General features: G+C 32.8%; 18 protein-coding genes. 8 read left to right on the top strand and 10 right to left on the bottom strand.

Features of this window, described 5'->3' with window-relative positions; genetic code table 11:
- Positions 1 to 68 precede the first annotated feature (68 nt).
- Together FF52_RS09065 and FF52_RS09060 are read left to right on the top strand one after the other, a co-directional pair.
- Entirely contained in the window at positions 69 to 1,898 is a 1,830-nt protein-coding gene (locus tag FF52_RS09065) for an ABC transporter ATP-binding protein (protein ID WP_008464812.1), read from the top strand.
- Positions 1,899 to 2,025: 127 nt separating this feature from the next.
- A complete protein-coding gene (locus tag FF52_RS09060; RefSeq protein ID WP_008464811.1) occupies positions 2,026 to 2,727 on the top strand; it encodes a DUF2971 domain-containing protein in 702 nt (233 codons plus the stop codon).
- A 91-nt stretch (positions 2,728 to 2,818) separates the two neighbouring features.
- Here FF52_RS09060 and FF52_RS09055 read toward each other — a convergent pair whose 3' ends face one another.
- From FF52_RS09055 to FF52_RS09035, 5 genes are read right to left on the bottom strand one after another with little or no spacing between them, the layout of a single operon-like run.
- Positions 2,819 to 3,235, bottom strand: coding sequence for a hypothetical protein (locus tag FF52_RS09055; RefSeq protein WP_008464810.1), 417 nt, complete (start codon positions 3,233 to 3,235; stop codon positions 2,819 to 2,821).
- Between the two features lie 17 nt (positions 3,236 to 3,252).
- Positions 3,253 to 3,972 carry a hypothetical protein gene (locus tag FF52_RS09050; protein WP_008464809.1) on the bottom strand — a complete coding sequence of 240 codons (720 nt, stop codon included), beginning with the start codon at positions 3,970 to 3,972 and terminating at the stop codon, positions 3,253 to 3,255.
- A gap of 31 nt (positions 3,973 to 4,003) precedes the next feature.
- A complete protein-coding gene (locus tag FF52_RS09045) occupies positions 4,004 to 4,648 on the bottom strand; it encodes a hypothetical protein (RefSeq protein WP_008464807.1) in 645 nt (214 codons plus the stop codon).
- Positions 4,645 to 7,110: a TonB-dependent receptor gene (locus tag FF52_RS09040; RefSeq protein WP_008464806.1), complete on the bottom strand. Its 2,466-nt coding sequence runs from the start codon at positions 7,108 to 7,110 to the stop codon at positions 4,645 to 4,647. Before FF52_RS09040 ends, FF52_RS09045 begins: the two co-directional genes overlap by 4 nt.
- A gap of 12 nt (positions 7,111 to 7,122) precedes the next feature.
- Positions 7,123 to 8,805 carry a M23 family metallopeptidase gene (locus tag FF52_RS09035; RefSeq protein WP_008464804.1) on the bottom strand — a complete coding sequence of 561 codons (1,683 nt, stop codon included), beginning with the start codon at positions 8,803 to 8,805 and terminating at the stop codon, positions 7,123 to 7,125.
- A 181-nt stretch (positions 8,806 to 8,986) separates the two neighbouring features.
- Between FF52_RS09035 and FF52_RS09030 the strand changes: the two genes are divergently transcribed.
- From FF52_RS09030 to rny, 3 genes are all read left to right on the top strand, one after another.
- Positions 8,987 to 9,277, top strand: coding sequence for a hypothetical protein (locus tag FF52_RS09030; protein ID WP_008464802.1), 291 nt, complete (start codon positions 8,987 to 8,989; stop codon positions 9,275 to 9,277).
- Between the two features lie 4 nt (positions 9,278 to 9,281).
- Positions 9,282 to 9,575, top strand: coding sequence for a cell division protein ZapA (locus FF52_RS09025; protein WP_008464801.1), 294 nt, complete (start codon positions 9,282 to 9,284; stop codon positions 9,573 to 9,575).
- A 209-nt stretch (positions 9,576 to 9,784) separates the two neighbouring features.
- Positions 9,785 to 11,344 (top strand): ribonuclease Y, encoded by a 1,560-nt coding sequence (rny, locus tag FF52_RS09020; protein WP_008464800.1) that lies wholly within the window; start codon positions 9,785 to 9,787, stop codon positions 11,342 to 11,344.
- 69 nt (positions 11,345 to 11,413) lie between these two features.
- Here rny and FF52_RS09015 read toward each other — a convergent pair whose 3' ends face one another.
- The 5 genes from FF52_RS09015 to FF52_RS08995 all read right to left on the bottom strand — a co-directional run bounded on the left by FF52_RS09015 (position 11,414) and on the right by FF52_RS08995 (position 16,131).
- Positions 11,414 to 12,934: a sensor histidine kinase gene (locus tag FF52_RS09015; RefSeq protein ID WP_008464799.1), complete on the bottom strand. Its 1,521-nt coding sequence runs from the start codon at positions 12,932 to 12,934 to the stop codon at positions 11,414 to 11,416.
- Between the two features lie 151 nt (positions 12,935 to 13,085).
- The gene (xerD, locus tag FF52_RS09010) at positions 13,086 to 13,982 is read right to left on the bottom strand and encodes a site-specific tyrosine recombinase XerD (protein WP_008464798.1); all 897 of its coding nucleotides are present in this window, start codon (positions 13,980 to 13,982) and stop codon (positions 13,086 to 13,088) included.
- An 80-nt stretch (positions 13,983 to 14,062) separates the two neighbouring features.
- On the bottom strand, positions 14,063 to 14,638 hold the full coding sequence (locus tag FF52_RS09005) for a porin family protein (protein ID WP_008464797.1): 576 nt from the start codon (positions 14,636 to 14,638) through the stop codon (positions 14,063 to 14,065).
- Between the two features lie 142 nt (positions 14,639 to 14,780).
- Positions 14,781 to 15,362: a porin family protein gene (locus tag FF52_RS09000; protein WP_008464796.1), complete on the bottom strand. Its 582-nt coding sequence runs from the start codon at positions 15,360 to 15,362 to the stop codon at positions 14,781 to 14,783.
- A gap of 208 nt (positions 15,363 to 15,570) precedes the next feature.
- Entirely contained in the window at positions 15,571 to 16,131 is a 561-nt protein-coding gene (locus FF52_RS08995) for an outer membrane beta-barrel protein (RefSeq protein WP_008464794.1), read from the bottom strand.
- A 290-nt stretch (positions 16,132 to 16,421) separates the two neighbouring features.
- On the opposite strand from FF52_RS08995, the gene FF52_RS08990 reads away from it, so the two are divergent.
- From FF52_RS08990 to FF52_RS08980, 3 genes are all read left to right on the top strand, one after another.
- Positions 16,422 to 16,982, top strand: coding sequence for a porin family protein (locus tag FF52_RS08990; protein WP_008464791.1), 561 nt, complete (start codon positions 16,422 to 16,424; stop codon positions 16,980 to 16,982).
- A 122-nt stretch (positions 16,983 to 17,104) separates the two neighbouring features.
- Positions 17,105 to 17,518 carry a type II 3-dehydroquinate dehydratase gene (gene aroQ, locus FF52_RS08985; protein ID WP_008464789.1) on the top strand — a complete coding sequence of 138 codons (414 nt, stop codon included), beginning with the start codon at positions 17,105 to 17,107 and terminating at the stop codon, positions 17,516 to 17,518.
- A gap of 124 nt (positions 17,519 to 17,642) precedes the next feature.
- A complete protein-coding gene (locus tag FF52_RS08980) occupies positions 17,643 to 20,132 on the top strand; it encodes a DUF5686 and carboxypeptidase regulatory-like domain-containing protein (protein ID WP_008464787.1) in 2,490 nt (829 codons plus the stop codon).
- The last annotated feature ends 66 nt before the right edge of the window (positions 20,133 to 20,198 follow it).

The raw sequence follows: 20,198 nt of genomic DNA, 5'->3' as shown, positions 1-20,198 counted from the left end.
TAACAAAAAATGTAATGCTAAAACTCAAGCAAGCATAACCAAGCAAAAAAAATAACATCCAAAAATAAATGAGTAATTTCAAAAAAATAGTTCCTTTTATATACCCTTATAAGAAGTATGCGTTCTTAAATATCTTTTTCAATATTTTGTATGCGCTTTTCAGCACACTTTCTTTTGTGGCTTTAATTCCGATGCTTCAGGTTTTATTTGACCAGACAAAAGCTAGATACGAAAAACCGGTTTATGAAGGTATTTTAAAATTGCAGCAATATGGTGAAGACTATTTAAGCTACTACATCACTACAACAAAAGGCAATCATGACCCAGGTTATATTTTAGCCATAATGGTGACAATTATAATTTCGATCTTCTTATTAAAAAACTTAGCCGATTATTTAGCTATGTTTTTTATCACTTTTTTACGAAATGGAGTTTTACAAGACATGCGAAATGCTATGTACAAAAAAACACTGGAACTTCCTTTGGCATTTTACTCTGAAAAAAGAAAAGGAGATGTCATTTCAAGAATTTCAGCTGACGTAAACGAGGTACAAAACTCTTTTCTAGCCATATTAGAGCTTATAGTAAAAGAACCTTTAACTATCATTTTCACCATCACTACAATGCTGATCATCAGCACCAAGTTAACCTTATTTGTATTCATTTTTATTCCGATTTCTGGTTACATAATTTCTTTAATCGGAAAACAATTGAAAAAGCAATCCACAAAAGCGCAAGAAGAGCAAGGTACTTTCTTATCTACAATTGAAGAAACTATTGGCGGATTAAAAGTTGTAAAAGGATATAATGCTGAAAACTATTTCAATACCGTTTTTCAAAATTCAACTCAGCGCTTTTTTAATTTATCAAATAAAATAGGAAACCGTCAGAACTTAGCTTCTCCTGCTAGTGAATTTATGGGAATTACTGTTATTGCTATTTTATTATGGTATGGAGGACAAATGGTCTTGATTGACAAAACTCTAAGCGGTCCTTCGTTTATCGCTTACATGGGACTTGCTTATAACATTCTTACTCCTGCAAAAGCAATTTCTAAAGCGTCATACGGAGTAAAAAGAGGAAATGCAGCTGCAGAACGTGTTCTTGAAGTTTTAGACCAAGAAAATACTATTGTTTCTAAAGAAAATGCAATCGAAAAAACAACGTTTGACAACAACATCAGCGTTCAGAATATCAACTTTAAATATGAAAATGAAAATGTTTTAAAAGACTTTTCTCTTGAAATTAAAAAAGGCCAAACTGTTGCGCTTGTTGGACAATCTGGAAGCGGGAAAAGTACTATTGCAAATTTATTGACTCGTTTTTATGATGTAAACGAAGGTTCTATAGCTATAGACGGAATCAACATTAAAGACATGAATCTTCACTCACTGAGAAGTTTGATGGGATTGGTAACGCAAGATAGCATTTTGTTTAATGATACGATAAAAGCCAATATTTCTTTAGGAAAATTAGACGCTACTGATGATGAAATTATCGAAGCTCTAAAAATCGCAAATGCTTATGAGTTCGTTAAAGATCTTCCAAAAGGCATTTACACCAATATTGGAGACAGCGGAAACAAACTTTCAGGAGGTCAAAAACAACGTTTGTCTATTGCTCGTGCTGTATTAAAAAATCCACCTATTATGATTTTGGACGAAGCAACATCTGCATTGGATACAGAAAGCGAAAAATTTGTTCAGGTTGCACTGGAAAACATGATGCAAAACAGAACATCGATCGTAATTGCACACCGTCTTTCTACAATTCAAAAAGCAGATGTAATTGTAGTAATGCAAAAAGGAAAAATCGTTGAACAAGGAACTCACGAAGAGCTGATTGCACACAACGGAACTTACAATAAACTGGTAACGATGCAATCTTTCGAATCATAAAAAAAACATTAAACCCGATTTAATTTACACAGATTAAGGAAACATTAAAACTCAATTTAAGTTCTTTAATCTGTGTTTATTTTTATAACTTTAGGTTAGTTAAGAATAATCTATAACTCTTCCTGAAATGTATCTTAAAAACCCCAACATAAAACTTCCTGACGATCCCGATACTATTGTTTGGAAATATCTAGATCTATCCAAATTTCTTGATTTATTGCTTTCGAAAAAGCTTTTTATGTCACGTTCAGACAAGTTTGAAGATCAATATGAAGGAACTTTCAGCGAACCTACTTATGAAGAGATTAAAAAACTTGCCGCAGATAATCCTGAGTTTTTAAATTACTACAAAACACACCGCGAAAAAGTAGCGATTAGCAGCTGGCACATTAATGAATATGAATCGTTTGCCATGTGGCAGATTTTCACAAAAAACAACGAAGGATTAGCCATTCAATCTACAATTGGAAAACTTCAGAAAGCAGTGAAGCCAGAAAATAATTTTGACCAGTTTATTGGCGAAGTAAATTATATCGATTATAAAAAAGAATACATTCCGTTTGATGATTTGTTCTTTCCATTCTTATTTAAAAGAAAAAGTTTCCAATACGAAAGAGAAGTACGAATTCTAAGTGACACTTCAAAAAGCGGCATCAAATTAAATGACGGATTAAAAATCAATGTTGACATCAATCAATTAATTGAAAAAATATACATTCATCCAAAATCTGAAAACTGGTATAAAAAACTGGTAATAGAATTGGTAGAACGCTTAGGTTTTGGTTTCGAAATTGAAAAATCGGATTTGGAAAGTGATATATTAATTTGAAGTTTCTAAGATACTGAGACGCTATGATTCTAAGTTTTTTTTCTTGCCACAGATTAAAAGAATTTGAAAAGATTAAATATATTAGTCTAATTTATTTTTCTTTGAGTTTTTCTAAATACCTATTTCTAAGATACAAATTTTGATCTTCAATGATGATTTGTCTTCCTTTTTTATAATAATAAACAGAATCAGATTTAGACTTTTTCACCACAGAATCACCAATCTCTATTTTATCATATAGTTCACTACTCACTTGCCATCTAATTCCTGAATTCAAAAATAAATAATGAGGAAAACGATATCCCTCTCCACCTTCTATTTCCTTTTCATAAACTACTCCTGAAAAACTATATTCATTAGCTTCTTTATATTCCTTTTCTATATATCCCATTGAATTACCCACGAAATATGCTCCAATAACAGTAAGAATGAATATGGGCATAAAAACATAAGTCAAAACAGTACTAAATTCCTTCTCCTGTTCTTTTAATTCATCTTCAGAATACATTTTAAAATTTTAAAAAGTTATATCGGCTTATAACTCTTCACCTCCCATTTTTTAGAAGCCAAATCTATATAATTGTAATGCAAAACATCATTTTTATCAAACTGGCCGTTTTGATTGGTATCTTCGATAGTTCTAAAATACAAACGGTTTTTAGATTCAATTAAGCTCCAATCTACCAGTTCTTGAAGGTCAGCAGAAACTTTCGTAAAATTTTCTCCGCTGATGTCACTTAAATATAAAGTTTTAATATCGCTGGTGTCTATTTTTCCATCTTTGTTGGTATCTGAATCTGTCAAGGTGTAAACCATCACATTATTATGAGTTTTATCTGCAACCGTTTTCAAATACGTAGCTGTTAAAATCAAAACCGGTTTATCTGATAATGGTCGGATAGAATCTGAATCTACTTTTTGGAATTTTAAATTCTGAAGGTATCCTGTAATTTCATATTCGCCTAAATTAGAAATTGTAAAACTCACATCATTTACGCTCGAAGAACCATATCTAGCTTTAGATCCTCTTTCAAAAACCCTTAAATCTCCAACTGGGTGAATTAAATAACTTGTTCCTTCCATTTGAATTGGCAAATCGGCGATTTCAATTTGAGTTGTATCGGCTTTAGTAACACTTACTTTGTTTGAAGCGCCATAACTTACTTTTGGTTTCTGAACTTCCTCTCGACAGCTGATTACTGTTCCGACAAGTATTAGCGCGATATATTTAAAATACTTTTTCATCTACAATGATTATATACGATTATCAAATATACTATTTTTGATTGTAATTTTTGTTTTTATTAAATTTTACTAGCGCAAAGATGTTTAGTAGAACAATTCCTAGATAACCTAGAAAAATAAGCCAGCTCTTTTTATACAAAGAAAGATGATAAGACCGTTCTCTTTCCTTATCTTCTTTTAACCAGAAATCTTTATTGGCTTCATAATAACCACAAGTTATTACACGATAATTATTTTTATTTGGTTTTGGTTTTGGGCTTGTTAATACATAAATATCATTCCCAAACAAAGCCCAAGTTGGCACTTTTTCTTCTGCTACCAAATTAATTACATTAACAAAAGTATCATAATCTGTTTTTGACCCAAAATGAATTTTAGCGCCATTTATAGTGTCATACTTTTTGACTATATCTCGAACAAAAAATCTTAATTCTTTTATTTTGTCAAGTTCTTTTAATTTTACATCATTAAAATTAAACCTTTTATACTTTCTTAAATCTGCGATTTTATATTTTTCAAATTCTTCTTTATCAGGAACCATTAAATTTAAGGATCCATAAACCATAAAAGCATCAACTTTAAAAAAATGATAAAAACAAAACAGCGGTATTAAGACTAAAGAAATCATTCCTGGAACGTAAAAAATCTTTTTTCTCTTTTCACGTTTTTCTATCATAACCTCGCATTTATCTTAACGTTAAAAACCCTCGAAGTCATATAATTTGGAATCGCATATTGATTTTTTGAATAGACGTCACGAACCCAAGTATTGGTAATAGCATTTTGATTATTGAAAAGATTGAAAATTTCCAGTCCAACAGCCAATTCTTTAAAGTTTTTCAGCCAGCCTTTTTTTGTATTTTGCGTACTAGCGTCTACAAAAACTTTTGCAAAACCAATATCTGCTCTCCTATAATCATTTAATCGGCTTTGATATAAATACGGATCAGAATATGCTGGCGCACCTCCAGGCAAACCTGTATTATAAACCAAATTCAAATACACTTTCACGCTTGGAATATTCGGCATATAATCTTGAAACAGCATCGCAAATTTCAAACGCTGATCTGTCGGACGGGCAATATACCCTTTGTTTTCATAATTCTCCTCCGTTTTCATATATCCGAAACTTACCCAAGATTCTGTTCCTTGAACAAATTCTCCATTTAATCTAAAATCAAGACCTTGTGCATAGGCTTTTGCATTGTTATTGGCAACATAACGAATTCGGACATTGTCAATTGAATACACATTTACATCTGAAAGTGATTTATAATACAGTTCGGTCACCCATTTAAAAGGGCGATTCCACATTTTAAAATTATAATCATTTCCTAAAACTATATGAATTGCTTCTTGAGCTTTCACATTTGGATTCACAACACCATTTAAATCTCGTAATTCTCTGTAAAACGGCGGCTGATGGTATAATCCGCCCGAAATTCTAAAAACCATATCGTGATCCCAATCTGGTTTTATCGCAAATTGCGCACGCGGACTTACTACAAACTTCGTCTTTCCTTCTTCTAAAGCTCCCGCAACATTCCAGCCTTGAAAACGCGCTCCCAAATGATACCAAATCTGACTTGAGCCTAATTCCGACTGCTTATTCCATTGAGCATAACCAGAAAATCTGTTAATGGTATTAAAATTTGTCGCTCGTATATTTTGGTATGGCAAAAGTGGCCCTGTATAAGGCGTGTAAGGCTGATTATTTTTTGGAATAATAACCAAAGGCGGATTTATAGAAAATCCTGCCGAATCAATAACTTCCCACTCCACTACTCGATCGCGAATAGATTCTCTAGTATATTTTAAACCAAATTCCAACTGGCTTTCTTTCCAATCTTTAGTTCCTTTGAGTTCAATATTTGCAATTAAAGCATCGAGATCATTTCGAGCGTGGTTTAACTGAGAGCCAATTCCACGAGTAAAATCAACTGCAGATGTATTTTCTGGATCTTCAGCATTTACACTGCCTAAACGATATTGCGCCAAAATATCAAAATGTTCTTGTTCTGTCGTGTGAAATAAAGACCCAATTAATTTAAGAGTCAGCGTAGGCGATGCTTTATAAGTCGTTTTTAAAGCTCCAAAATAGGTATCGTATTGATCTTTTTCTTGTCCGTCATAATAAACCGCAAGCGCCATTGGCTGATCTGCCGTTCCAAAATTAGTTTGGCGCACCAAAGGCTCATACGAATATTTGTTTTGAGAAATATTTCCTAGAAAGCTCATTTGCCATTTTTCAGAAATATCATAATTCACATTGGTTTGAATATCTGCAAAAGTTGGTTTATAATTCGTCTCTGTATCTTGACTATTCACCAAAAGACTATTATTTCTATAACGAACTCCTGTTACAGCAGACCATTTTTTATTCTTCGAAACCAGATCGACTGCAGCGCTTCCGCCTAAAAAACTGGCTTCAAAAGCAGCGCCAAACTGAGTCGGCTTTCGATACGTAATATCTAAAACAGAAGATAACTTATCTCCGAACTTCGCCTGAAATCCTCCTGCAGAAAATTCAACATTTTGCACTAAATCAGTATTGGTAAAACTTAGTCCTTCCTGCTGTCCTGAACGAATTAAAAATGGACGATATACTTCTACTTCGTTTACATAAACTAGATTTTCATCATAATTCCCGCCACGAACCATGTACTGTGTGCTTAATTCGTTATTTGAATTAACGCCAGGAAGTGTTTTGAGAATATTTTCGATTCCTGAATTTGCACCCGGAATCTTTTTTATGGTTTCAGTATCAACAGAAGTTATTCCTTGAACTCGTTTTCTGTTTCCAGAAGAAACAAAAACTTCTCCCATCTGTTCTTCAGAATTACTCATAATCGGATTAAAAACAAAAACTTCATTTGTTTTCAAATTCACCGTCAAACTCATCATTTTTAAAGAAACGTGAGTAAAAATCAAAGAGACTTTTTTGTTTGATGGAATTACAATTTCATAAAAACCATTTGAATCAGACTGCACTGTAATATCTTGTGAGGAAACATTTACCTCCGCAACAGGATGTTTTTCATTATCTAAAATAAGCCCTTTGATACGAGCGTTTTGAGCTAATGCAATGCAGCTGAAAAAGAAAAAAAGAAAAACGAATGTAAACCTGTTATGACTCAAAGATTTTGGGTTTTATTTTTGTTGACTTCTAAAAAAACGAGTTTCAAAGATAGTAGTATTTCCTACATTATCAACAACTTCAACTTTTAATACGTTTTCACCTTCAGCCAAATACTGATCATCAAAAGTATGCGTAATTCTTCTCGCTTTATTTTCGTATTCAAACAAAACCCAACTTCCATTCAAATATCCGTTATAAGATTTTATTCCTGATAAAGAATCGCTTATCGTTAAATCAATTTTCTTTTGATCGCTAATCCATTTTCCTTCAATTGGTTTTGCAATTTTAATCACTGGAGCAATCGTATCCAGAACCAAACCGTATGTACCCAATATTTTTGCCTTCGCAGTAAAAATATCATCTTTTCTGATCGTTCCATTATAGCTTGTTCCCTTTCCGATATAAAGTTTATCACGCAAAGATTCTGGATAAGTATCGTCTTTTATGGTGATGGTAAAATTAGAATGCACTGGAACAGTATCGTCATGAATAAAAATTTTGTTATTTCTCACATCAAAATTCATATTGAAGTCATCGTAAAAAGTTCCAGCCGGAAAGAAAACCGACATATTATCTTTCTCAAAATTGGCATCTCTATTATACTTGATAAAATACTGCCCATTAACTGGCTCCGCTTCCACAAGAGGTGTTGTGGCATCAAACTCAATTGGGACTGTAACCGAATTCATATTTCCAAAATAATCCGAAACTTCAATTTTATAATTTGAAGTTAGATTAGGTTCAGCTTTTACAATACCGCGAAGAGAATCTGTTTTGATAATGCTTAAAGCAAAAGGCGTTTTCATGAAAAGCTTCTGCACGCGTTGCCCCGATTTTTTATATCTAGAATAATCAATCAAAGCATTGATATAACGCATTTCATCAAAGGAATACGTATTAAACTGATAATTATAATTCTGATTTCCGTTTAAAAAAGTCGAAACATTAAAAACTCCATTTTTATTATGCGACACATCATCGGTATCAACGGCATTAATTCCGAAACCAATTTTTCCGTTTGCTTTAATTTTAGATGCTAAATAAGTCCCGTCTTTCTGAAGTGCCATACTTACCAGCAATGGCTGTTTTGACTGATTTACCGTTGCATTATCCAAAGGATAAACATACAAACTAGACAAAGTTGGCTTCTTGGTGTCTTTTAAATTTTGGTCAAAGCCAAAGAAAATCGGATTGATAACAAACTCTGTTTTTGTATCTCTGATTTCAAAATGAAGATGCGGTCCTTCTGATGAACCCGTATTCCCCGAAAGTCCAATTATATCTCCTTTTTTTACAGGAAGCTCGTCTGGCTTTGGAAACATTTCAATCTCATAGGCTTTTTCTTTGTAATGCGTTTTTTTTACATAATCTAAAATTGCCCCAGTTGGCGTTTGCAAATGTCCGTAAACAGAAGTATATCCATTTGGATGTGTAATGTAAATGCATTTTCCGTTTCCAAAAGTCGAAATTTTTATTCTCGAAACATAGCCATCTGCGATCGCATGTACAGTCAAACCTTCTCTCTGGTTGGTTTTTAAATCAAAACCCGCATGAAAGTGATTAGGTCTTAACTCTCCAAAATTGCCAGAAAGCTGCATTGGAATATCTAATGGGGGGCGGAAATAATCTTTAGGATATTGTGTTTGAGCAAACACAGAATTACAAATTAAAAGGGCAAGTACATATAATCTCATAAACAACATTTTTGCTAAGATAAGCAAAAATAAGCCAATAAAAGCAAGAAAAAAGCTTCAAAAACCCAATTGATTGAATTACAATATATTTATCTAAAATAATGCAAAAAAATCGATAAAAAATTGCATTAATAAAAAGGAATATTAACTTTGTAGGATTAAGTAATGAATAGGATGTATAATGAGTGTAATTGCAGAAATAATTGATACTCTTGAATATAAAGTTGAAAAGCTTTTTGAGAAATCAAAAGCCTTTGAACAAAACAATCAAGTATTACGATTAGAACTAGCCAAAGCTGCGCAAATTATCCAGAAACAATCTGAGGAAATGGAAGCTTTGAAGAAGCAAAATGAAACACTTAAGATAGCCAATTCGTTGCTCGGCAGCGACAATAACAAGAGAGAGACAAAGCTTAAAATAAATTCATTAATTCGCGAAATCGATTACTGCATAGCGCAACTATCAGATTAATAACATGGACGGAAAGCTTAGAATTAAAATATCAATTGCCGACCGCGTTTACCCACTTACGGTTGAACCCGCTCAGGAAGAAGGACTAAGAAGTGCTTCTAAAAAAATTGATGCCATGATTAAGCAATTCGAAGAAAATTATGCGGTACGTGACAAACAAGATGTTCTAGCTATGTGTGCATTGCAATTTGCATCGCAGGTAGAACAAAAACAGATTGATAATGCAATCGATGGAGAAGAGACTATCGAAAGAATTAAAAGATTAAATACGCTTTTAGATCAATATCTCGAAAATTAAACGTTCTTTACAGAAACTAAGATACTGCCTACATTAGTTCACATTTGGTAAACTCAACACTAACAATTTAGAATGAGCAAATCGTCGCTACTATAGTATGCCCTCCTTTTGGCTGGGAAACTTGAACAGTGAGTTAGCTCAAAACTTGTCTTTACGAGTTTATACAAGCAATTAATGTAGGCTTTTTTTATATATAAACCCTAACAAACATGGACATCATAACGATCATTATTGGTATTGTAGGTATTGCGGCAGGATTTGCAATAGCTAAAATTATCGAGAAAAGTAATATTTCAAACCTAATTAAAAACGCTAAAAAAGAAGCGGCCTCCATCTTAAAAGACGCTAATTTAGAAGCTGAAAATATCAAAAAAGATAAAATTCTTCAAGCCAAAGAGCGTTTTATCGAACTAAAATCAGAACACGAACAAGTTATTTTAGCGCGCGATAAAAAAGTTGCTGAAGTAGAAAAACGCGTTCGCGATAAAGAATCTCAAGTTTCTAATGAACTTTCTAAAGCTAAAAAAATAAACGAAGATTTTGAAGCTAAAACAGCTGAATACAACAATAAAATTGAGCTATTAGACAAAAAACAAGCTGAAGTTGACAAACTTCATAAAAGCCAGCTACAGCAATTGGAAGTAATCTCTGGTCTTTCTGCTGAAGAAGCAAAAGAACAATTGGTAGAAGGATTAAAAGCAGAAGCTAAAACAAAAGCAATGTCTCATATTCAAGAAACTATTGAAGAGGCAAAATTGACTGCGCAGCAAGAAGCTAAAAAAATCATAATTAATACTATTCAAAGAGTTGGAACGGAAGAAGCAGTTGAAAACTGTGTATCTGTTTTCAATATCGAATCTGATGATGTTAAAGGTAGAATTATCGGACGTGAAGGGCGTAACATTAGAGCGCTTGAAGCCGCAACTGGTGTGGAAATCATTGTTGACGATACGCCAGAAGCAATTATTCTTTCTTGTTTTGATCCTGTTCGTAGAGAAATTGCTCGTTTATCTTTACACAAATTAGTAACTGACGGACGTATTCACCCAGCAAGAATCGAAGAAGTTGTGGCTAAAACGGCCAAACAAATCGATGATGAAATTATCGAAGTTGGAAAACGTACTGTTATCGACTTAGGAATTCACGGTTTACACCCAGAATTAATTAAAGTTGTGGGTAGAATGAAATATCGTTCTTCTTATGGACAAAACTTATTACAGCACTCAAGAGAGGTTTCTAAACTTTGCGGTATAATGGCTGCAGAATTAGGACTAAACGTAAAACTGGCAAAAAGAGCAGGTTTATTACACGATATCGGAAAAGTGCCTGATACAGAGAGTGATTTGCCACACGCACTTTTAGGTATGCAGTGGGCTGAGAAATACGGCGAGAAAGAAGAGGTTTGCAACGCAATTGGAGCACACCACGATGAGATTGAAATGAAATCTTTATTATCTCCAATCATCCAGGTTTGCGATGCTATTTCTGGAGCTAGACCAGGTGCTAGACGTCAGGTTCTTGATTCTTACATCCAACGTTTGAAAGACCTTGAAGATGTAGCTTACGGATTCAGCGGAGTTAAAAATGCTTATGCAATCCAAGCTGGTAGAGAGCTTCGTGTAATTGTGGAAAGCGAAAAAGTTTCTGATGACAATGCAGCAAACTTATCTTTCGAAATTTCACAAAAAATTCAAACAGAAATGACTTATCCTGGACAAGTAAAAGTTACAGTTATTAGAGAAACTAGAGCTGTAAACATTGCTAAATAAATTAAGGAACATAGATAAAAATAAAGGCTGTCAATTGACAGCCTTTATTTTATTTAGCTCTTTGCAAGCTTACATATCATTAAAAATGATTTTAAAACTTGTCCCTACTCCCACTTCACTTTCTACTTCAACAGTTCCTTTCATTGCTTCAATTTGATTTCTTGTAATGTATAATCCAATACCTCGCGCTTCTTCATGTTTATGAAAGGTTTTATACATACCAAACAGCAAATCACCATAGACTTTCAAATCGATTCCGAGACCATTATCTGTTATTTTAAGGGATTTAAAACCTTCAGGCTCAATAGCAAAATCAAAAGTAATTACAGGATCACGATCTGGATGCGCATATTTAATTGCGTTTGTCGTAAAATTCAACAAAACGCTTTCCATATAAGCCGGATTAAAATTAACCGTCAAATACTTCGGTACATTATTGATGATCGTAACTTTTCGCTCTTTATGATACCCTTTAATCGTTGAAATAGTTTTCTCGATATATTCACAAAGTTTTAGTGGCACTACCGCAATATTAATATTACTCTGCGTTTTTACAATTTGGGTAAGATTCGAAATAGTTTCATTCAGGTCATTAGAAACGGTGCGTAAATATTCCAGCATTTCTGTCACGGTCTGTTTACTAACATCTGCATCAATAAGATCTAAAATCGATTTTATATTTCCAGCCTGTGTATTTAGATTATGAGAAACAATATGCGAGAAGTTCAATAAACGGCTATTTTGATCGCTATACAGCTTCATTGTTTTCATAAGTTCCAGCTCTTTTTCTTTCTGAGCCGAAACATCAGTATGCGTACCAATTACACGCAAAGGCCTTCCGTTTTCATCGCGTTTAATTACTTTTCCGCGGTCTAAAATCCATTTGTAATTACCGCTGGAAGTCATTACACGATGATAATTTTCATAAAACGGAATCTTATTGTCAAAGTGTTCATGAATATCCGAATAATATTTGGGAAGATCATCTGGATGCACAATTTTATCCCATCGTTCTGGATCATCAAAAATATCAGTCGATTCTAATTCTAAAATTTTAAGAGACAGAGAAGAGTAAAAAACCCTATTGGTGACCATATCCCAATCCCAAATTCCGGCAGTAGAAGCATCTAAGGCAAATTGAAAACGCTCTTCCGAAATTCTTAGCTTTTCTTCTTTATCTTTCAATTCGGTAATATCCGAAACATGACCATAGAAAATCACATTTCCATTTGCCGCAGATTCTGTTTTTGCAGCAATTTTAAACCAGCGAATTCCTTTTTTAGGAAGAGTAGCTCTAAACTCTATTTCCCAAGGTTTTATTTCCTTTCTGGCTTTGACTAAAGACTGAAAAAAAAGTTCACGATCCTGCGGTAAAATTCGATCGTAAACTATAAGCTTTATATCATTATTAAAATCTGCAGCAGAAAGTTCAAATATTTCGTCTGCCGATTTGCTTACAAGGGGAAACGAGTAATCATTATCAGCATCAATAACAAACTGAAAAAGCAAGTCCGGCATTTCGGCCAACAATTTTCTATAAAAATTATTTACCTCTAAGCAATCTTCGTTTCCATATAAATCAAAAACCATATGTTACTCTTTTATGTAAATAAGATATCCAAACTTATTCCGAAAAGCAAAAAACGAAACTCACCTGTCAACGTCTTTACTTTAATCAAAACAATATTTTAACACAATATATGGATTTTCATAACAAAAACATAGACTATTATAAAAATAATTACTTTCTAGGATGAAAGCTATGCATTACTTCCTTTAAAAAACTGCGATCCAAATGCACATAGATTTCAGTTGTTGTAATAGATTCGTGACCCAGCATCAATTGAATTGATCTCAAGTCAGCGCCGTTTTCAAGCAAATGAGTCGCAAAAGAATGTCTCAGGGTATGCGGACTAATACTTTTTTTAAGTCCCATTTTCTGAGCAAGATCTTTGATGATAGTAAAAACCATGGCACGCGTTAACTGATTTCCACGTCTGTTTAAGAACAAAGTGTCTTCGGCACCTTTTTTTATATTGAGATTTGAACGGACTGCATTTTTGTAAATATCAATATACTTTTGAGTTAGAGGACCAATTGGAACAAATCTTTCTTTATTTCCTTTACCCGTGATTTTAATAAAACCTTCATCAAAAAAAAGATCTGAAATTTTAAGCGTAATCAATTCAGAAACACGTAATCCGCAACCATACAAAGTTTCGAGCATAGCTCTGTTTCTCTCGCCTTCATTTGTACTTAAATCGATTGTTTCGATCAGCGCATCGATTTCCTGAAGCGATAAAGTATCTGGCAATTTACGGCCTGTTTTTGGCGCCTCAATTAATTCTAAAGGATTGTCATTTCTATAATCTTCAAAAACCAGATAATTAAAAAAACTTTTAAGCCCAGAAATAATCCTCGCCTGTGATCTCGGATTCACCTCCTTAGCAACCGAATAAATAAATTGCTGTAAAGTTTCATCGGAAATTTTTATTGGTGAAACATCAATTTGATTGGTTTCTAAAAAAAGACACAAACGTTCAATGTCAAAACCATAATTTTCGATCGTATTTTTAGACAAGCCTCTCTCTATCCTCAAATACGACTGATAATCTTTTATATATCTGCTCCAATTCATACTCACAAAGTAAGTGATTTTTTGGCATAAAAAAACCTTCCTTTTAGGGAAGGTTTTTTGGAATACATTACAATAATGCATTAAAATTTATATCCTAAAGAAATCTGGAAATTACTGTTTTTTGTACTGTCATAATAATCACTAAAATCTTCGTAATTGCGGTCAAATATTCCAGAAAGACCAATTGCATAACGTAAGCCAACAGAAAAATTATCTGTAAAATTATAACCTGCACCAAAATTAAATCCGTAATCTGCAGTTTTGTAAGCATCTTTAATATCTCTATCTTCATTTTTAGCAGAAACTAAGAATCCAATCTGCGGACCTGCTTCAACGGTAAATTGTTTCGTAACATAAAATTTAGCCAAAACAGGTACATTAATGTAATCCAACTTATAAGACCCGCTTTGATTACCACCAATCATATTGTATCTAGCACCTTGAGTAGAAAACAAAAGCTCTGGCTGAATGGCTAAATTTTCGATAATTTTAATTTCAGCAAAACCTCCAACATGAAAACCAGCTTTAATATTGGTGTCAACATCTCCAGTAAAATTGGTAAGATTAAGACCTCCTTTTATTCCAAATCTTGTTTCTTGGGCATTTGAGAATGCAAAAGCCATAATCGCAATGGCCGATAAAATAAGTTTTTTCATTTTAATTTGGTTTGGGTTTAAATAGAGATTCAAATATAAATATATACTTATTAAAAAGCCTTCATTCCCTCAATAAAACATTCGTTTATAAAAAAACCTTCCTTTTTAGGGAAGGTTTTTTGGAATGCATTCCAATAATGCATTAAAATTTATATCCTAAAGAAATCTGGAAATTACCATTTTTCGCACTATCATAATAATCATCCGAATTATCAATATCTCTATCAGAAATAGGAGACAAACCGATAGTGTAACGAAGACCTACAAAGAAATTTTCAGTAAAATCATAGCCAGCTCCTAAATTAAAGCCTAAATCTGTTGATCTTGTATAATCTTTGAAATCTTCTCCATCTGATTTAGCTGATAGTAAAATACCCAGTTGTGGACCAGCTTCTACGCTAAACTTCTTGTCAACAATGTAATACTTTGCTAATACAGGAATGTTTAAATAATTTAATTTTAAGTCTGCGTCAGATCCAAAAGGTCCGTCAAATTTAGCACCTTGAGCAGAGAATAATAGCTCTGGTTGAATATAAAACTTTTCAACTACGTGAATTTCAGCTAAGCCTCCAACGTGAAATCCTACTAATGATTTAGTATTGTCTACGTCTCCTCCAACAATACTTGAAATATTAAGACCTCCTTTTACTCCAAATCTTGTTGACTGAGCATTTGAAAATGCAAAAGCCATAATTGCAATGGCAGATAAGATAATTTTTTTCATTCTAATTTGTTTTGGGTTAAATTAATCGAGTCAAATATAAAAATATTCTTCATAATTCTACATTAGGAATTTAACAAATAAAATAGTAACTATTACGCTAATTGTTAATTTTAGATTAACTCAAGTTAAAATTAGAATTATAAGTATAAAAAAAGCCTTCCCTAAAATTAAGGAAGGCCTTTTAAAATTAACTAACTGTTTCTTTAACTTAGAATTTATAAACAACTCCGAAGCTTACATCTCTTAAGTCTGTTCCAAAACCAAAAGAATTAGTTTTTTCAGCTCCATGTCCTCCATTGTTGTTTACGGTGTATCCTAAACCAAGCCAAGTTGCTTCGATTGCAAAATGGTTAGATAAGAAATAACTCAAACCTAAACCAAGGTTAGCTCCAATCTCATTTGATTTAAAATCTCCTGGCTTGTGTTTGTAATTTGTAAAATCTAGACCCGCTTGTCCGTAGATTGAAAATTGTGAAGCAGGTGTAAAATAGTATCTACCAAAAGCCCCAGCAGTAAATGAATTTGTTTTATCATCCCCTACTTTATCTGAACCAAATCCTAATTTTGCTCCAATCGCAATATTTTCAGTAAAAAAATAACCTACTTTTGGCTCAATTGTGAAACCGCTACTTTTAGCATCACCTGTTTTTTCTGAACTCACATTCAATGCTCCAGAAATAAATGTATCTCCTTTTGCGAATCCTCCCGTTTGTGCATTAGCAAATGTAAAGCCTAATACTGCAATAGCAGCCAAAACAATTTTTTTCATAATTTTTAAAATATTATTTGATTAATATTCGGCAAAACTAAGATTAGACTTACAAAACAAACTCCGCAATAAGTTTAAAAAGTATTAAAATAAGACAAAAATGAAATCGATATAGACTAATTGAAAATCAAAGCATTGAAAGAAGAAAAGGCATTTATGAGACAAGAAAAAGCAATTTGAGTGGGAATTTTAGTAATTATTTAATCCAAATTATAATGCAATAAAATGCTAAATATGTAGTTTTGAACTTTAAATAACATTTTAAAATACCAATTTTTAAAAACCTTTTTATGAAGAAAATAATTTTAGCAGCTGTAATGTTCATTGCAACATCAGCGGCAGTAAACGCACAATTTGTACAAATCGGGGTTAAAGCAGGGGTTAACTTTGCCAACCAAACTGGAGGTTCTGATTTTGATGGAATTTCTGTTGACAAAGAAGGTATTACAAGTTACCACGCAGGTCTTGTAGCAGAACTTAAATTATTAGAAAAATTCTCAATTCAACCAGAACTTTTATATACTACACAAGGAGCAGAATACAAAAGTGCTGTGCAGGATTTTAAAAACGAAATGGGTTATATCGCTATTCCTGTAATGGCAAAATTCTACATGACTAAATCTCTTAGTTTAGAACTTGGTCCACAAGCATCATTCCTTGTTAGCAATAAAAAAGAATTTGATGTTGCAGATCCAAAAACATTTGATTTTTCTCTTAATGCTGGTTTAGGATTAAAAGTTGTTGGAGGTCTTTTTGTTCAAGCACGTTATGGAATAGGTTTAACAGAAATTTCAGAAGAAGCTGATTTTAAAAACTCTGTTTTCCAACTTTCAGCAGGATATATGTTCTAAAAGAATATCACATACTTTTATAAAAACCGCTCTATTTATTAGTGCGGTTTTTTTATTTTTACAAAGTTCAATGACAATTGCAATATCAATTGCAATATCAATATCTCAAAATAAAAAAACTTATGAAAATCTGCATTATCAATGGACCAAATTTGAATCTTTTAGGAAAACGCGAACCAGAAGTTTACGGAAGCCAAACTTTTGAAGATTATTTTGAAACGTTGAAACAAAAATTCCCAAACATTGAACTTTCTTATTACCAAAGCAATATTGAAGGCGAATTGATTGGTAAAATTCAAGAAGTTGGTTTTTCATTTGATGGCATTATTCTGAATGCTGGAGCGTACACACACACTTCCATCGGTTTGGGCGATGCAATCAAAGCCGTTACCACGCCAGTCATTGAGGTTCATATTTCAAATACATATGCGCGCGAAAGCTTTAGACATCAATCGTATTTATCTGGAAATGCAAAAGGTGTTATTCTAGGCTTCGGACTAAAAAGTTACGAATTGGCTATTCAATCTTTTTTATAATGTAATTATAATTTTAAGGGAAAATTTCGATTTCTCGCAGAATGATACAGTCTCATCAATTTAACAAATTATTAATAAGCTCAGATTTAACTTATTATATTTTTGTAAGATATACCACATTTGCATGAGAAACTATACTTTATTTGCCTTTCTATTTTTTTCACTTTCCAATTTTGCTCAAATAAGAGGAACAGTTACAGACGACAAGGGAAATCCGCTTCCTTTTGTATCCGTTTTTGAAGAAAACACCTATGCTGGAACCACTACAAATGAACAGGGAAAATATCAGCTGAACGTAAAAGAAATTGGCGGAAACATCATCACATTTCAATATTTAGGTTATAAAACCAAAAAAATAACTGTTCTGGCCGCAACAAGAATAGTCAATATAGATGTTAGTCTTCAGGAAGAAAGTTTTGCATTAAATGAAGTAATCATTGATCCTAAAAACAATCCTGCAAACGCTATTATAAAAAGCGCAATAGCTCATAAAAAAGAAAACTCAGATAAAACTGGACGTTATACAGCCGATTATTATTCGAAAGGAATGTTTAAGGTTAAAGATCTTCCTAAAAAAATTCTAGGCAAAAAAGTAGATTTGGGCGATGACATGGCTTCAAATCTCGATTCTACTGGAACAGGAATTTTGTATTTATCTGAGACGATTTCGAAGGTGACTTTTGAGAAACCAAACAAACTCAAGGAAAAAATTATTGCTTCTAAAATTTCAGGAAACAATCGCGGTTATAGCTATAATACGGCTGCTTTATCGACTTATGATTTTTACGACAATACTTTAGATTTTGATGTAAAACTCATCTCTCCTATTGCCGACAATGCTTTCAATTATTACAAATATAAGCTTGAAAGCACTTTTTATGACGACAATAACCAGCAAATTAATAAAATCAAAGTTACTCCAAAACGAGATAAAGAACCTGTTTTTGAAGGTTACATCTATATTGTAGATGACAGTTTTGCGATTTATGCCATTGATCTTGATATCAAAGGGTATCGAATGAAAAACGAGTTTACAGAAATCATGACTTTAAAACAGAGTTTTAGCTACAATACCAAAAATAAAATTTGGTCTAAGAATGCACAGACGCTTTCTTTTAATGCGGGTATTTTTGGTGTGAAATTTTCTGGAAACTTCAATTATGTATATTCAAATTATGAATTTCCTGATTCTTTTGATAAGAAAACTTTCGGAAACGAAATTGTTGCTTTTGACCTTAATGCCAACAAAAAAGATGATGCTTTCTGGAATGAAATTCGCCCAATTCCGTTAACTATTGAAGAAAGCTCAGATTATACCAAGAAAGACAGTCTGCAGACTATTAGAAAATCAAAAAAATACACCGATTCCATTGACGCCAAAAACAATAAATTTAAGGTTTGGGATATTTTATTGGGTTATGATTATAAAAATACTTTCAAAAAATATTCTTTTGACTATAAAGGCTTGCTGAACATTAGTTCTTTAAGTTTCAATACTGTTCAGGGTTTTAATTTGGATTCTGGCTTTTCTTTTAGAAAATGGGATGAAGAAAAAGGAACAAACACTTCTATAAGCACGACTTTCAATTATGGCTTTTCTGATGAACGCTTTCGTGCAATTGGCCAATTCAGCCATCGTTTCAATACTATAAATTATGCCACAATATGGGGTTCTGGAGGGGTAAAAACTACTCAGTTTAACAGTGCTGAACCTATTAGTAAGTTTGTCAATTCTATAAGTTCTTTGTTTTTTAAAGACAATTATATGAAGCTGTACAACTTGGAATTTGCTGAAATCAATTACGGACAAGACGTTGCAAATGGAATAAATCTTACGGGAAAAATAGGTTACGAACAGCGTAAACCTCTTTTCAATACGACTGATTATTCTTTTTTTAAAAAAGATGATATTTATTCTTCGAACAATCCTTTGGCGCCAAACGATTTTGCAACTCCAGCTTTTAACCAGCATCATTTGTTTAAAGCTCTTGTAACAACTAGAATTAACTTTGGAAATAAATACATATCAAGACCTGACGGAAGATATAATTTTAAAAACGATAAATATCCTACAGTTTATCTGGCTTTTGAAAAAGCATTCGCGGCAAGCGAAAAAAAATATCAATATGAACGAATCGGTGCTTCGGTACAATATGATTTGTCGCTTGGAAACAAAGGTCTTTTAGGAACCAATTTTAGAGCTGGTAAATTCTTTAATGCAGAGAATATTTCGTTTATCGATTATAGACATTTTAATGGAAATCAGACTCATATCGGAACAAGTGATCGCTATTTGAATGTCTTTAACATGATGCCATATTATGCGAACAGCACAAACGATAGTTATTTTGAAATGCACACTGAATATAATGACACTGGCTTCATCATGAATAAAATTCCGTTGTTAAATCTTTTAAAGTCAACAATGAATATTGGTTTTCATGCTTTGGCTATTCCCGACCGAAAACCATACTCTGAATTTACTGTTGGTTTAGACAATCTAGGTTTTGGAAAATTCAAATTATTCCGAATCGATTATGTGCATTCTTATCAAGGTGGCATTCAGCAAAACGGCGTTGTCTTTGGTTTGAAGATTTTGAATATTTTAGATTAAGATGCAAAGCCACAAAGTGACAAAGGCACAAAGTTTTTTCTTAACTAAAATTAAAACCCCCATTAT

This window comes from Flavobacterium sp. F52 (assembly GCF_000278705.1).
GTDB lineage: Bacteria > Bacteroidota > Bacteroidia > Flavobacteriales > Flavobacteriaceae > Flavobacterium > Flavobacterium anhuiense.
Note: the sequence above shows the minus strand (reverse complement) of the source record. Positions and strands in the feature narration are given on the sequence as shown.